Below are 14,043 nucleotides of genomic sequence, written 5' to 3'. Positions count from 1 at the left end.
CGGCCGGGACGGACGACACGGCCGGCACGGCCAAGGCGGCCGGAACGGACGGCACGGACGGCACGGACGGCACGGCCAAGGCGGCCGGGACGGACGGCACGGACGGCACGGACGGGACGGACGGGGGTCAGCCGGCCGGGTCGGTGTCCCGGGCCGCGTCCCGTTCCTGTGCCTGCGCCGGCACGGATCCCGATGCCGATCCCGGTGTCGGGCCCGGCACCGGCACCGGCACCGGCACCGACCCCGGCGCCATCTCACGCTCCGGCTCCCCGTCGACGGCGCTGAGCGGCGGACGGGACGCGTAGACGGCCACGATCATCGCGGCGATCATCAGCGGAATGTTGAAGGCGTAGACGAGCGCGGCCTGTCGGGGCCAGTCCTGCTTGGCCGTGAGCCGGTAGAAGTTGTCCTGCGGCCACCAGGCGACCAGCAGGTAGACGATCGCGAGATGGGCGGCCGCGGTGATGCCGGGGCCGCGGCGCCCGTGGCGGCGCATCCGGGACCGGCCGGCGAACAGGAACCACACACCGGCCGCGAACGCCCAGCACTCGCACATGTAGAGGAGGAAGAAGAGCGTGGCGTACGGGTTCGGGACGCCGGAGAGGTTCGTGGAACCGGGCCAGAAGATCAGGGTGAGGATCATGGTGAAGCCCGCCACCAGGAGCAGCCCGAGCACCATGAAGAAGACGACGCCGGCCCATCCGGCGACGTTGGGCCCCGAGTCCCTCCGCACGTACCTGCCGCCGTACTTGCCGCCCCCGGCCCCGCGCCCGCTGTGGTCGTCCGCACCGCCGTCGCCCCCGGCCCTCCCCGGCGGCATCGGGAGCGCGGTCCGCTGCTCGCGGCCGGCCCGGTCCCGGGGGATCCTCGGCAGCCGGCACACGGCGCCCGGCATCATGGCCCCGGGCAGCCGGCCCGCCAGGTGGCGGCGCAGTTCCCTGCCGTCGGGGAGGTCGGAGCCCGGGGGCCAGGTGTCGTCCTCCGCGGGCGGGGCGAGGAAGGCGACGAGCAGCCGCCGCGCGTTCGCGCCCGTACCGGCGCCGTCGACCTCGGCCAGGAGCGCCGCGCCGACCGCTTCGTGACCGCGGATCGCTGACTCGACGGGATGCGGGTCGAGGGCCTTGCCGTCCGCGGTGAGCCGGTCACGGATCCGGCCGCGGAACTCCAGCAGCCCGTCGGGGCGCAGTGCTCCGAGGTCCCCGGTCGGGACCGGTTCAGCGCCGCCGGGCACGGTCAGGTGGATCTCCCCGTCGCGTACGTCGAGGCGGCAGCCGGGGAAGGCGGTTCCGATCAGCGAGAGTTCCTCGGCCCCGTCCAAGGGGGCTGCGAGCTGCGGGAGTTCGAAGCGGGCGCCGGTGCCCGCCGCTTCGGTGGGCCCGTAGACGTTGAGCAGCCGGGCGCCGGGCCGCAGCCGGGCGAGCAGGGCGGCCTGTTCGTCGAGGTAGAGGCGGTCTCCGGCGACCGTGACCAGGCGCAGGGACCGCAGCCCCTCGTCGGGGCGGCGCAGGGACCGTGCCAGGGAGGCTTCCCGGTCGCGTACGAGGAGCTGGGTGGCGGTGCCCGGGTCGGTGTGCAGGACGGTGACCCGTTCGGCGTCGACGGCGCGGCGCAGCGACTCCGGTGTCCAGCGCGGGCCTTCGGGCAGGACGAGGGCGCCGCCCTCGCACAGGGCCCGCGTCCATCCGGCGGCGAAGCCGGTGAGGTCGGGGGCGGCGGTGATCAGGTGCCGGTCCTCGGGTACCGGCCCCGCCACCGCCGCCCAGCCTTCGTGGGCGGCGAGGAGCCGGTCGTGGGAGAGGGGGACGGCCCGCCGGTCCGCGCCCCCGGTGAACAGGACGGCGGCGGTGTCGCCGTGCGGGGCCCGGTCCGGCGGGTCGGCGGGCAGCCCGGCGGTGGCGGCCGCGTACGCCCCGCCGGTACGAATGACCCGCAGCTCGCCGCCGTCGTCGAGGCGGGCCTGGTCCGCGGTGTCGGCGAGCAGGGCGAAGGGCCGGGCGGCGGCGAGCTGGCGCTGCCCGGTGCGCGGGTTGTCAACGTCGATGACGGTGTAGGCGGCGCCGGCCTTGAGGATGCCGAGGAGGAGGACGACGAGCTCGGCGCGCGGGGCGGAGCCCACGGCGACGACGGCCCCGCCGGGCAGTCCGTGGCCGAGCAGGTGACGGGCCGACTGGTTGGCGCGTGCGTCGAGTTGTCCGTAGGTGAGGCTGTCGGTGCCCGCGGCGACGGCCTGGGCTCCCGGGGTGTCGCGGGCCCAGCGCTCGAAGCGGGCGAGAACGGTGTCGCCGGCGCTTCGGCCGGACGGCGTGGAGGGCTCTGATCCCTGCGTCATGGGCCGATTCTGGCACCGGGCACCGACAGGCACGAGGGCCGGGAAAATCCTTCGTACGAGCGAGGGTTGATCCACTATCGTCCTGCGCTGGCTGGTACCGGTCGGTACCGGTGGACAGGTTTCGAGTGGTCGGAGGCCGTATGGCCAAGGAAATCCAGGTGACGTACGACTGTGCGGATCCGCGCGCGCAGGCCGTGTTCTGGGCGCAGGCACTGGGCTATCGCGCCCAGCTGCCGCCCGAGGAGACCGCCGGCTGGGCGGCCATCTCGGATCCGGACGGCCACGGGCCGCGGCTCTACTTCCAGAGGGTCCCGGAGTCCAGGACGGAGGCGAAGAACCGGCTGCACCTGGACGTGCGCTCGGCGCCCGGCCTGAAGGGGGAGGCGCGGATGGCCGTGCTGGAGGTGGAGGCCGCCCGGCTGGAGGAGCTGGGTGCGAAGCGGCTGTACCGTCTGGAGTCCGACGAGGTCAACGAAGGGATCATCGTGATGACCGATCCCGAGGAGAACATCTTCTGCCTCGACTGACCTGTCGAACAGGCTTCCTGGCCGTCCCGGGGCCGTCACCCCCTTGACCTCAAGTTTGGTCGAGGTTCTACCGTTCGGCTCATGGATATGGAAGTCACCGCCTGGACCTCGCTCCACAGCGCGATCAACGCCCAGCAGGACCGCCGCCCGCTCTCGCGGGCCGGTCTGCGCCGGGTCGCCGCCTTCGCCCGCCCGCACCGGCGCGGGCTGACGTTCTTCCTGCTGCTCAGTGTGGTGACCGCGCTGCTCGCGGTGGCCACCCCGGTGCTCGCGAGCCGCGTGGTCACCGCGATCGTCGAGGGCCGTGAGGGCGGTACGGTCACCCGCCTCGCCCTGCTGATCGCGCTGATCGCGGTCGCGGAGGCGGGGCTGGGGCTGGTCCTGCGCCGGCTTTCGTCCACCCTCGGTGAGGGGCTGATCCTGGACCTGCGGACGGCGGTCTTCGACCACGTGCAGCGGATGCCGGTGGCGTTCTTCACCCGGACCCGCACCGGGGCGCTGGTCAGCCGGCTCAACAACGACGTGATCGGCGCGCAGCGGGCCTTCAGCAACACCCTGTCGGGGGTGGTGTCGAACACCGTGACCCTGCTGCTGACCCTGACCGTGATGCTGGGCATCTCCTGGCAGATCACCCTGCTCGCCCTCGTGCTCCTGCCGGTGTTCGTGCTGCCCGCCCGCCGGATGGGGGTGCGGATGGCGGCGTTGCAGCGCGAGGCCTCGGCGCTCAACGCCTCGATGGGCACGCAGATGACCGAGCGCTTCTCGGCGCCGGGCGCCACCCTCGTCAAACTGTTCGGGCGGCCCGACGACGAGTCCGCGGAGTTCGCGGCGCGCGCCGCCCGGGTGCGCGACATCGGCATCCGTACGGCGATGGCCCAGTCGGCCTTCATCACCGCCCTCACCCTGGTCTCCGCGCTGGCCCTGGCGCTCGTGTACGGGCTCGGCGGTCACTACGCGCTCGCCGGCACCCTGGACGCGGGCTCGGTCGTCGCCCTCGCCCTGCTGCTGACCAGGCTGTACGCACCGCTGACCGCGCTCGCCGGGGCGCGGGTGGAGGTGATGAGTGCGATGGTCAGCTTCGAGCGGGTCTTCGAGATCCTCGACCTGAAGCCGCTGATCTCCCAGAAGCCGGACGCCCGCCGGGTGCCCGAGGGGCCGGTGACGGTCGAGTTCGACAAGGTCTCCTTCGGCTACCCCTCCCCCGACAAGGTGTCCCTCGCCTCCCTGGAGGAGGTCGCGACCCTCGACGCGCGGGGCGGCACCGAGGTGCTGCACGAGGTGTCCTTCCGCGCCGAGCCCGGGCAGATGATCGCCCTGGTCGGCTCCTCCGGCGCCGGCAAGTCGACCATCGCTCAGTTGCTGCCCCGGCTGTACGACACCGACGCGGGCGCGGTGCGCCTCGGCGGGATCGACGTACGGGACCTCACCGCCGACTCGATCCGCGAGACGCTGGGCATGGTCACGCAGGACGGCCACCTCTTCCACGAGTCGGTACGGGCCAACCTGCTGCTGGCCCGCCCGGAGGCGGGCGAGGACGAGATCTGGGAGGCCCTGCGCCGGTCCCGCCTCGACGGGCTCGTGGCCTCCCTCCCGGACGGGCTGGACACGGTCGTCGGCGAGCGCGGCTACCGGCTGTCGGGCGGGGAGCGCCAGCGGCTGACCATCGCCCGGCTGCTGCTGGCCGGGCAGCGGGTGGTGATCCTGGACGAGGCCACCGCCCATCTGGACTCCACCTCGGAGGCGGCCGTCCAGGAGGCCCTGGCCGAGGCCCTGTCGGGCCGGACCGCGGTCGTGATCGCGCACCGGCTGTCGACGGTGCAGGCCGCCGATCTGATCCTGGTGGTGGAGGACGGCCGGATCGTGGAACGCGGCACCCACACCGAGCTGCTGGCGATGGGCGGACGCTACGAGGAGCTGTACCGCACCCAGTTCGCGACGGCCGGCCCGGACGGGGACACCCCGGCGGCGCGGGGCCTTCCGGGCGGCGCGGCGGCGGTCTCCGGCGGATGACGGCCCGCGGGGCGGCCGGGACCGGCACCGGCACCGGCACCGGAACCGGAACCGACGGGGATGACACCGGCGTGCCGGCGGGAACACGACGACGGCGACGCGCCGGGGCCCGGGAATCCGACGCCCCGGGTCCCGGGAATCTCTTGCCGCAGTCTTGGCCGCGCTTTTGAAGACCGGTCCGGGACCACGGAACTACCGTTCCCGCCATGCCCCCACGCCCCCTCCCGTACCGCAAGCCGACCCGCGGCCGTGACTACTGGATCCTGGACGACGTCCTGCCGGACCCCGATGCCGTACGGGCCCGCTGCCTGGCGAAGGAGGACTGGGTCCAGGGCGCACCGCACCGGCCCGAGCCCTGGCCGGGCCTGCGGGCGATGCCCGCGCTGGAACCGGACGAACTCGCCCGCGTCGAACGCCTGGTGCGGCAGTCGACCGGAGCCCGGCGGATCTGGCCCGAACCACCCGCCGCCGGCGGCACCTTCAACCACAACTGCGTCCAGGTCGTCGGCGAGGACGAGTGCGAGTCCCGCCCGCACACCGACTCCCGCACCGTGTGCCGCTACGCCGCGGTGCTCTACCTCGGCCCGGACGTACCCAAGGACTGCGGGACCAGCTTCTACCGCCAGCAGCTCCCGGGCGGTGGCCTCGGCGGCAACCAGGTCCTCGCCCCGTACAACAACCTGGTCGACGCCCTGGGCACCCGCTTCGTCCCCCCGGACTCCTTCACCGAAGACCTGCGGGTCCCGCACCGCTACAACCGGCTGCTGCTCTACTCCGCCAACCTGATCCACAGCGCGACCGGCTACTGGGGCACCACCCTGGAGGACAAGCGCATGACGGCCGTCTTCTTCTGGATGGCCTAGGGGGGGGTGTCTTGGCAGTCCCTTTCGGATCGCGACGGGCCGCTCGAAGCGGTCCTCGCGGCCACTTCTCCGACGGCGAGCGGGGACCCCGGCGGCACGCCCGGGCTCCGCACCGGAGGAGACTGTCCCCCGGGGGCACCTGAGGGAACACCGAAGAGGGAGTACCGCCATGAGCACCGTCGCGCTGCTGGGGACCGGAATCATGGGAACGGGGATGGCCCGCAACCTGCTGAAGTCGGGGCAGGAGGTCCGGGTCTGGAACCGGACGCGGGAGAAGGCCGCCGCGCTCGCCGCCGACGGCGCCGTGGTCGCCGACAGTCCGGCCGAGGCGGTGGCCGGGGCCGACGTGGTGATCACCATGCTGGCCGACGGTGCGGCGGTGGCCCGGGCCATGTCCGCCGCCGTGGAGGGGCTGAGCGCCGGTCAGGTGTGGGCGCAGATGGGCACGGTCGGCCTGGCCTCGATCGAGGAGCTGGCCGCCTTCGCGGGGGAGCACGGGCTGGTCTTCGTGGACGCCCCGGTGCAGGGCACCCGGCAGCCCGCCGAGGCCGGGACCCTGGTGGTGCTCGTCGGCGGCCCGGCCGATCCACGGCTGGACCCGGTCTTCGCCGCCGTCGGGAGCAGTGTGCTGCGCGTCGGGGAGGAGCCGGGGGCGGCGACGCGGCTGAAGCTGGCCACCGTCGGGTACGCGATCACCGTGACGGCCGCGGTCGGTGAGGCCCTGGCGCTGGCCGAGGGGCTCGGGGTGGACCCGGAACTGTTCGCGCGGGTCGTGACCGGCGGGCCGATGGACAGCGCGTACCTCCAGACCAAGATGCGGGCCGTACTGGACCGGGACTTCACGCCGAGCTTCACGGTGCGCGGCGCCGAGAAGGACACCGGCCTGATCGCCGAGGCCGCGGAGTCGGCCGGGGTGTCGGTGGACCTGGCCGTCGCCGCGCGGGCCCGTTTCCACCGCGCCGACGCCCTGGGCCACGGTGCCGAGGACATGGCGGCCGGCTATTTCGCGGGCTTCCCCGACCAGCCCTGACGGCCCGGCCCCGGTGGCCCGGCCCCGGCGGCCCGGCCCCGGCGGGCGGGGCTCGGCGGGCGGGGCCCGGCGGGGCCGAGCTCGGCGGGGCGGGGCTCGGCCCTCGTTCGGATTCAGCCCGCGTACGGATCGGGGCGGGTGCGCAGGGCGCGGCCGTGCCGCACGCCCTCGCGGAAGGCCTCCTCGTAGGCCTGGTCGCCGAGCTCGCCGCGCGCCGTGCGCTCGAACTCCGCCCGTACCGAAGCCAGTTCGGGTGTGCCGCGCTGCGGGTGACCGACGGCCTGCCAGTAGGCGTGGCCCGTGCCGTAGGCGCGCGCCGCGCCGACCCCGTCCCCGGTCGCCGCGCGGGCCGCCGCGAGCAGGTCGAGGCCCAGGGCCGTGCCGAAGCTGTCGCCCAGCTCCCGCTTGCTCTCCAGCATGGCGCGGGCGTGGACGGCGGAGTCGGCGGGGCGGCCCTCGAAGAGGCAGATCAGGGCCAGTTGGTAGTCGGCGTAGGCCCGGGTCCAGTGTTCGCCGCGCTCGGCGCAGCCGGCGCGCAGCAGTTCCGCCTCCTGGCGGGCATCGGTGAACAGGCCGGTTCCGGTGAGCGCGAAGACCCGTACGAGGTGGCAGCGGATCCGGGGCGCCGAGTCGAAGGGCGTGCCGGGGAAGGCCTCCAGAGCGTTGTCGGAGACGATCCGCGCGGCGAGCGGCCGCCCGGCCAGCAGATGGCTCAGGCCCAGCAGGTACGCGGCGTCCAGGGCCGGCCCGGAGTCCCCTTCGAGCCCCGCGGCCAGGGCCTCGCAGCCGACGGCGATGCGGTGCGCCTGCTCCTGTTCGCCCTGGAGCAGCAGGGTCACCCCGAGGGCCCACAGGGCGCGCGCCCGGGTCCGCGGGGCCACCTCCTCGGGCCGCGCGGCGGCCAGCGCGCGCTCCAGGTAGCCGCGCGCGGCGTGCAGGTGGCCGCAGCAGGCCCAGTAGAAGCCGGCCCGGGCGGCCAGGTCCAGGGCCCGCTCCGGGGCGGCGGTGTCCAGGTGGTGGTCCAGGGCCGCGCACAGGTCTCCGTGCACCGCCTCGACGCGCCGGTACCCGGTCCGCTGGGCGGGACCGAGCCAGTCCCGTTCGGCGGCGCGCACGAGGTCGGTGAAGTACGCGGCGTGCGCCTCCCGCAGCGCCTCGCGCTCCCCGGCCTCGTCGCGCCACATGGCCCCGTACTCCCGGATCGTGTCCAGCATCCGGTACGAGCCGTCCGCGACCCGGCGTACGACGGACTTGGCGACCAGGGCGTCGAGCAGCGGCGCCACGTCCGCCGGGGTGAGCGGGGCGGCGGAGCAGACGGCGCGTGCGGCGTCCAGGTCGAAGGCTCCGCCGAACACGGACAGCCGCAGCCACAGCAGCCGTTCGCGCGGTGCGCACCACTCGTGGCTCCAGCCGATGGCGGTGCGCAGCGCGCCGTGGCGCGGCGGGTGGGCAGGGGCGGGCGCCGACAGCGGGCCGATCCTGCGGGCGAGCCGCACGGCCAGTTCCTCGATGGTGTGGTCGGTCAGCTGGGCGGCGGCCAGTTCCAGCGCGAGGGGGATCCCTTCGAGACGGGCGCACACGGAGCGGGCGGCCGCGAGCCGGGCCTCGGTCCAGGGCGGCGCCTGTCCGGGGGAGGTGGCGGTGGCCCTCCGGGTGAACAGGGCGAGGGCCTCCTCGGGGCCGGACGGGTCCGCGGTGTGCGGCAACGGGCCGATGTCCAGGACCCGTTCGTCCGCGAGCCCGAGCGGCTGCCTGCTGGTGAGCAGCAGGACGAGGTGCGGGGCCGCGTCGAGCAGCTCCCGTACGAGGTCCCGTACGGCCGTCACCAGGTGCTCGCAGCAGTCCAGTACGAGGAGCAGCCGGCGCTCGCCGATCCATTGCCGCACCGCTGCGGCCGGGGTACGGGCGGTGTGGTCGGCGAGGTCCAGGGCGTCGGCCACGGTGGCGACGAGGAGGCGTTCGTCGGGCAGCGGGGAGAGGTCGGCCCAGTGGACCCCGTCGGGGAAGGCCGTGCCCGCCGCCTCCGCGAGGCCGGCGGCGCGGCGGGCGAGGCGGGTCTTGCCGACGCCGCCCGGCCCCGTCAGGGTGATCAGCCGATCCTCCCCCAACCTCTCTTCGATCAGGTCCAGTTCACGGGTCCGCCCCACGAAGGAGGCGGAGCCCCCGGCCTCGTACCCGTCGCCATGTCCCAGCACCCGACCAGTGTGGCGTACGGGGCGGGTGCCGGGGGTGGGGTCAGGACCGGTCGTGGTCCCGGGCCGGGACGCCGCGGGCGGCGGGCGCCGCCGTTCCGGGCTGCGTGTGCACGGGCGCCCAGGGTGCGTCGCAGGTGACGGCGCGCCCGTTGGTCACGCAGTGGGTGTGGTAGAGCGTGCCCGTCTTGGTGACGGCCTTGATCTTCACGTCGTTGCCATGGATGGCCAGGGCGACGGTGCAGACGTCGGCGGGGTAGCCGGTGACCGGCGCCACGGTGAGGTCGGTCCAGGCGAAGTCGCCCCACTGGCCGGCCGTGTCGCGGGTCCGGCGGCCGAGGTAGGTCTTGCCGTCCTTGAGGACGAGCGCGAACTCCTCGGAGTTGTTGGGCATCTGGTTGTCCACCGAGGAGCACGGGCCGATGGGGCCCGGGACCCCCTGTGGACCCACCGGGCCCAGCGGGCCCATCGCCCCGGTGGCACCGGTCGGGCCCGGGGCCCCCTCCCGCCCGGACGGTCCCGCGAGCCCCTGCGGCCCGGCGGTTCCGGGAAGGCCCGGCAGCCCCTGCGCACCCGCCGGCCCGGCCGGCCCCGCGGGCCCCTGCTGCCCCTGCGGCCCGGCCGCCCCGACGTCCCCGGTCCGCCCCACGTCCCCCTTGCCCCCCGGATCCCCCTTCCGCCCCACGGCACCCCGCTCCCCCTTGAGCCCGGCACTCCCCCTGAGACCCGCCTCCCCCTTGGGCCCGGGGGGCCCGGCGTCGCCCTTGGGGCCGACGTCACCCTTGGGTCCCGCATCGCCCTTGGGTCCGGCATCCCCCTTGGGCCCGGCGTCACCCTTGGCGCCGACGTCCCCCTTGGGTCCCGCATCACCCTTGGGCCCGGCGTCACCCTTGGGGCCGGCATCACCCCTGGGCCCGGCGCTCCCCTTCTCCCCCGGCTCACCCTTTGCCCCGGGCGGCCCGGCGTCACCCTTGGCGCCGGCGTTCCCCTTCCCGCCCGGCTCGCCCCTGGGACCCGGGGGCCCCGCTTCGCCCCTGGGCCCAGCGGCCCCCTTCTCCCCCTTGTCCCCCTTCGCACCCTTCGGCCCCCGTGGGCCTTGGGTCCCGTCCGAATCGGAGCACGGGTGCCCGCCCTCCGGAACCGCCTCGGCGCGTTCCCGCGCGCAGCCCCCGTCCCGCCCTACGGACACCGGCTCCGGCGCAGGGCCGGGCCGCAGCGTCTGCGGAGCACTCCGCATGCCCGACGCCGAAGGCGCGTACGCCGCCTGCGGAGCGCCCTCTCCCCCGGACTGGGCTCCGCCGCCCCCGGCAGATCCCGCCGCGGCACCCGGACCGCCGGCCACCCGCCCACCGAAGTCCGAGGCACCCTCCGCGGAGGCAACCGCCGCACCCCGCCCGGAACGGGGCCCTGCGCCACCACCCGCGCCTGGTGCCACGCTCCTCCCGGAATCGAGCGCCGCGCCGCCACCGCCCAATCCCGGCACAGCCCTCTTCCCGGAAGCCGGCGCAGCGCCCCCACCGGAAGCCCGCGCGGGACCCCCCTCGGAGGCAACCACCGTTCCCCTCCCGAAGCCGGGCACTTCACCACCCGAGCCCGGCAGAGCACCCCCACCGGAAGCCGGCACCGCCCCATCACCCAAGCCCGGCGCAGCACCCCCACCCGGAGCCCGCGCAGCACTCCCGCCGGAAGCCCGCACGGCACCCCCCTCGGGCACAGCCGCCGCGCCCCTCACAGAACCGGTCACCCCGCCACCATCCATGCCCGGCACAGGACCCCCATCGGAAGCCGACACCGCGCCATCACCCAAGCCCAGCGCAGCACCCCCACCCGGAGCCCGCACGGCACCCCCCTCGGACACGGCCGCCGCGCCCGGCACAACACCCGTGCCGGAAGCCGGCACAGCCCCTCCCGAACCCAGCACAGCACCGCTACCGGAACCGGGCCCCGCGCCACCGCCCGAGAGGGGCGAAGCAACCCCGCCGGAGGCCGACGCAACGTCCCCCGAAGCCGACACCGCACCGCCTCCCGAGACCCCCGCCGAGTCGGAGGCCACCGCCGGGGCCGTGAATCCACTCAGCGCCACGGCCACCGGCAGCACGAGGCCGCCGGCCAACCGGGCCCTTCGTCCGGTTCTTGCTGTGGAAGACATGCGAGTACCCCTTCGCCGAACGGAAATGGTCGTCTGCTCCGGCCGAAGCGAGGGGGAGCATCTCCCGGAAGGGGGTCCGACGAAGATCAAAAACGCCGATGCCGCCGCAGCGTCAACGAGTTGGGCCAACGACACGCGGTGCCGGTACGCCGGACGGCGGGGCGCCGACACCGCCACCCCGACGCCCGGTTGCTGGACGCCCGGTTCCCCGACGACCGCTTCCCCGACAGGCCGACAGGCCGACAGGCCGACAGGCCGACAGGCCGAGATTGCCCGACGTCCCGGGTTGCCCGTCGGCCCGGGTTGCCCGGCTCCCTGACGGCATGACGGGTGACGGGTGACGGGTGACGGGTGACGGGTGACGGGTGAGGTTGTCCCACGGCACGGGCTGCCCGGTTGCCGGGTTGCCGGGTTTCCCGGACAACCTGCGCGGCACGCGCGGCACGCGCGGCACGCGCGGCACGCCCCAGCCATCCAGCCCCGCCCTCCCAGCAACTCGCCAGCCCCACGGGCCCCGTCGGCCCGCCGGTCCCCGGCCGCCCGGGCAGACGGCCCGGCACTCAGGCAGGCAGCCGGACAGGCAGGCATGCGGGCAGTTGGCCAAACGGGCAGCCCGGCACGCGACACGCTGGACAGGCAGCCAGGGAGGCGGTCACGCAGCCGACCGGACGCCCCCGGTCAGGCCGGCAGTTAGGCAAGCGGGCAAACAGACGGCCGGGCGGCCGGCCATCCGGTCGGGCGGGCATGCCGCCAGGCGGCTCCGCGGGGGGCGGTCATCGTACGTGCAGCCCGAAGCCCCCGCGGCCCACCGGCTCCAGGCCCTCCTTCAGTTGCAGCGACGGGATCTCGTAGTCGCCGAAGTTCTGCCGCCGGAAGGGGATGGGGGCCGTCGACTCCAGGGTGAGCAGTCGCTCCTCCCAGGCCTTGGCGGCGTCCGCGTAGTCCTCCGCGCTCATCCGGTCGGTGCCGTACAGGACGAACGGCGGCAGCGGCTCGATGCCCGGGTAGTAGAGGATCCCGTGGTGGATCGGGAACAGCAGGTCGTCGATGGGGCCGTTGATCCCGCGGGCGGCGTAGTGCGACTCCGGGCCGCCGGCGGTCACCGAGAGGAGGGCCCTGCGGCCCGCGAGGGTGCCTTCGCCGAAGCGCTCCCCGTACTTCGTGTCGCTGTGCTCGCCGACCCCGTACGCGAAACGGTAGGTGAACACCCGGTCCACCCAGCCCTTGAGGATCGCGGGCATCGAGTACCACCACAGCGGGAACTGGAAGATGACCGTGTCGGCCCACAGCAGCTTCTCCTGCTCGGCGAGCACGTCCGGGGACAGCGCCCCGGCCTCGAAGGCCCGGCCCGAGTCCAGGGCGACCTTCAGCGGGCTCGACGCGTGGGGGCCGTAGTCCTCGGCGTCCACGACCGCCTTCCAGTTCATCGCGTACAGGTCGCTCACCCGCACCTCGTGCCCGGCGCCCTCCAGCGTGGACACCGCCAGGTCCTTCAGCGAGCCGTTGAGCGAATCGGGCTCGGGGTGGGCGTGGACGATCAGCGTCTTCACGGGTACTCCTCGGGTTCGGATGCCTTCGATCCTGGGCCCCGCGGCGCCCGTTGTTCAGGGGCGCGCCTTCCGTCGGACCGGAGTTCCTGGTACTGGCAGGGCCACCTTCACGGGCGCCGCCGCGGTCATACTGGGCCGATGGACGATCTTGCGGGCTTCCTGCGGACCCGGCGCGCACGGGTCGACCCGGCGGCCGCCGGCATCCCCACCGACAGCCGCCGCCGGGTCGCGGGCCTGCGCCGCGAAGAGGTGGCGCACCTGTCCGGCGTCAGCGTCGACTACTACGTGCGCCTGGAGCAGGGCCGCGCGACCCAGCCCTCCGAGCAGGTCCTCGACGCGCTCGCCCGCGTCCTCGGCCTCGACGAGACCGAGCGCGAGCACCTCTACCGGCTCGCCCGGCAGCGCCGGCGCCGCGCGAAGGCGCCGGGCGGGAGGATCCGCCCGGAAGTGCTGCGCGTCCTCGACCTCGTCGCCGGCGCGCCCGCGCTGATCATGGACCACCGCCTGAACGCGCTGGCCGGGAACCGCCTCGCCGGGCTCCTCTTCGGCCGGCCGATGCCGGGCCTGAACATCGCCCGGCACCTCTTCCTGGAGGAGGCCGAGCACGGTCTCTACGCGGAGTGGGAGCACTGCACCCTCGACGTGGTCGGGCACCTGCGCCTGGCCGCCGGCCAGTACCCCGACGACCCCGGACTGGCCGCGCTCATCGGCGAACTGGCCATGGGCAGCGAGCGGTTCCGGCGCCTGTGGGCCCGCGCGGACGTGCGCGCCCGCACCCACGGGCGCAAGACGTACAGGCACCCGCTGGTCGGACTGCTGGAACTGCACCAGGAGAACTTCGCGCTGCCGGGCGAATCGGGCATGGAGCTGCTGGTCCTGTCCGCGGCCCCCGGCACCCCCGCCGAGGACGGCTTGCGCCTGCTCGCGGGCCTGGGAGCGGACGGCGCCAGCACGCGCACCCGTCCCCGCCCCCGTCCCACGGCGGACGCCCCCGTACGCGACTGACCGCACGGGCGGCCCGTCCGCCCCGGGAGCCCCGGCCGGCTACGGCGCGAGTACGTCAAGTTCCTCCAGCGCGCCGACCGCGATCTGCCGCGTCAGCGCCTCCGCGCCGGCCGCGTCGCCCTCCCGTACGGCCTCGGCCACGCGCACGTGCAGCGTGACGGCGGCCGGGTCGGGGTCGTGGAACATCACCGCGTGCTGGGTGCGCCCGGTCAGGACCTCGGCGACGACGTCGCCGAGCCGCGCGAACATCTCGTTGCCGGAGGCGTTGAGCACGGTCCGGTGGAAGGCGATGTCGTGGTGGAGGTACCCCTCGAGCTGATGGCCGCGTGAGGTGCGGACCATGCCCAGGGCCGCCTCGGTGAGCTCGGCGCACTGCTCCGGGGTGGCC

The 14,043-nt window shown here is 74.9% G+C and carries 10 protein-coding genes; 5 read left to right on the top strand and 5 right to left on the bottom strand.

The features are described 5' to 3' along the window. Nucleotides 1-127: 127 nt before the first annotated feature. On the bottom strand, nucleotides 128-2,329 hold the full coding sequence (locus ACWCP2_RS13310; RefSeq protein ID WP_450908685.1) for an AMP-binding protein: 2,202 nt from the start codon (nucleotides 2,327-2,329) through the stop codon (nucleotides 128-130). A 140-nt stretch (nucleotides 2,330-2,469) separates the two neighbouring features. On the opposite strand from ACWCP2_RS13310, the gene ACWCP2_RS13305 reads away from it, so the two are divergent. The 4 genes from ACWCP2_RS13305 (at nucleotide 2,470) to ACWCP2_RS13290 (ending at nucleotide 6,759) form a co-directional block, all read left to right on the top strand. Further along, nucleotides 2,470-2,856, top strand: a complete 387-nt coding sequence (locus tag ACWCP2_RS13305; protein ID WP_450908684.1) for a VOC family protein — start codon at nucleotides 2,470-2,472, stop codon at nucleotides 2,854-2,856. Between the two features lie 81 nt (nucleotides 2,857-2,937). Continuing rightward, nucleotides 2,938-4,866, top strand: coding sequence for an ABC transporter ATP-binding protein (locus ACWCP2_RS13300; RefSeq protein WP_450908683.1), 1,929 nt, complete (start codon nucleotides 2,938-2,940; stop codon nucleotides 4,864-4,866). Between the two features lie 206 nt (nucleotides 4,867-5,072). Next, a complete protein-coding gene (locus tag ACWCP2_RS13295; RefSeq protein ID WP_450908682.1) occupies nucleotides 5,073-5,729 on the top strand; it encodes a DUF6445 family protein in 657 nt (218 codons plus the stop codon). Between the two features lie 139 nt (nucleotides 5,730-5,868). Beyond that, nucleotides 5,869-6,759: an NAD(P)-dependent oxidoreductase gene (locus ACWCP2_RS13290; RefSeq protein WP_450908809.1), complete on the top strand. Its 891-nt coding sequence runs from the start codon at nucleotides 5,869-5,871 to the stop codon at nucleotides 6,757-6,759. A gap of 113 nt (nucleotides 6,760-6,872) precedes the next feature. On the opposite strand, the gene ACWCP2_RS13285 is transcribed toward ACWCP2_RS13290, so the two are convergent. The 3 genes from ACWCP2_RS13285 to ACWCP2_RS13275 all read right to left on the bottom strand — a co-directional run bounded on the left by ACWCP2_RS13285 (nucleotide 6,873) and on the right by ACWCP2_RS13275 (nucleotide 12,650). After that, nucleotides 6,873-8,954, bottom strand: coding sequence for an ATP-binding protein (locus tag ACWCP2_RS13285; protein WP_450908681.1), 2,082 nt, complete (start codon nucleotides 8,952-8,954; stop codon nucleotides 6,873-6,875). Between the two features lie 40 nt (nucleotides 8,955-8,994). Next, complete coding sequence (locus ACWCP2_RS13280; protein ID WP_450908680.1) at nucleotides 8,995-9,345, bottom strand: hypothetical protein; 351 nt, start codon at nucleotides 9,343-9,345, stop codon at nucleotides 8,995-8,997. A gap of 2,528 nt (nucleotides 9,346-11,873) precedes the next feature. After that, nucleotides 11,874-12,650: an NAD(P)H-dependent oxidoreductase gene (locus tag ACWCP2_RS13275; protein ID WP_450908679.1), complete on the bottom strand. Its 777-nt coding sequence runs from the start codon at nucleotides 12,648-12,650 to the stop codon at nucleotides 11,874-11,876. Between the two features lie 138 nt (nucleotides 12,651-12,788). Between ACWCP2_RS13275 and ACWCP2_RS13270 the strand changes: the two genes are divergently transcribed. Then, on the top strand, nucleotides 12,789-13,655 hold the full coding sequence (locus ACWCP2_RS13270) for a helix-turn-helix transcriptional regulator (RefSeq protein WP_450908678.1): 867 nt from the start codon (nucleotides 12,789-12,791) through the stop codon (nucleotides 13,653-13,655). Between the two features lie 39 nt (nucleotides 13,656-13,694). Here the strand turns inward: ACWCP2_RS13270 and ACWCP2_RS13265 are convergent. Continuing rightward, nucleotides 13,695-14,043, bottom strand: a 349-nt coding sequence (locus ACWCP2_RS13265; protein ID WP_450908677.1) for a FadR/GntR family transcriptional regulator, incomplete at its 5' end; no start/stop codon positions are given.

The organism is Streptomyces sp. NPDC002104 (assembly GCF_053593795.1).
The sequence above is the reverse complement of the archived record's forward strand: the minus strand, read 5'-3'. Positions and strand labels throughout refer to the sequence as shown.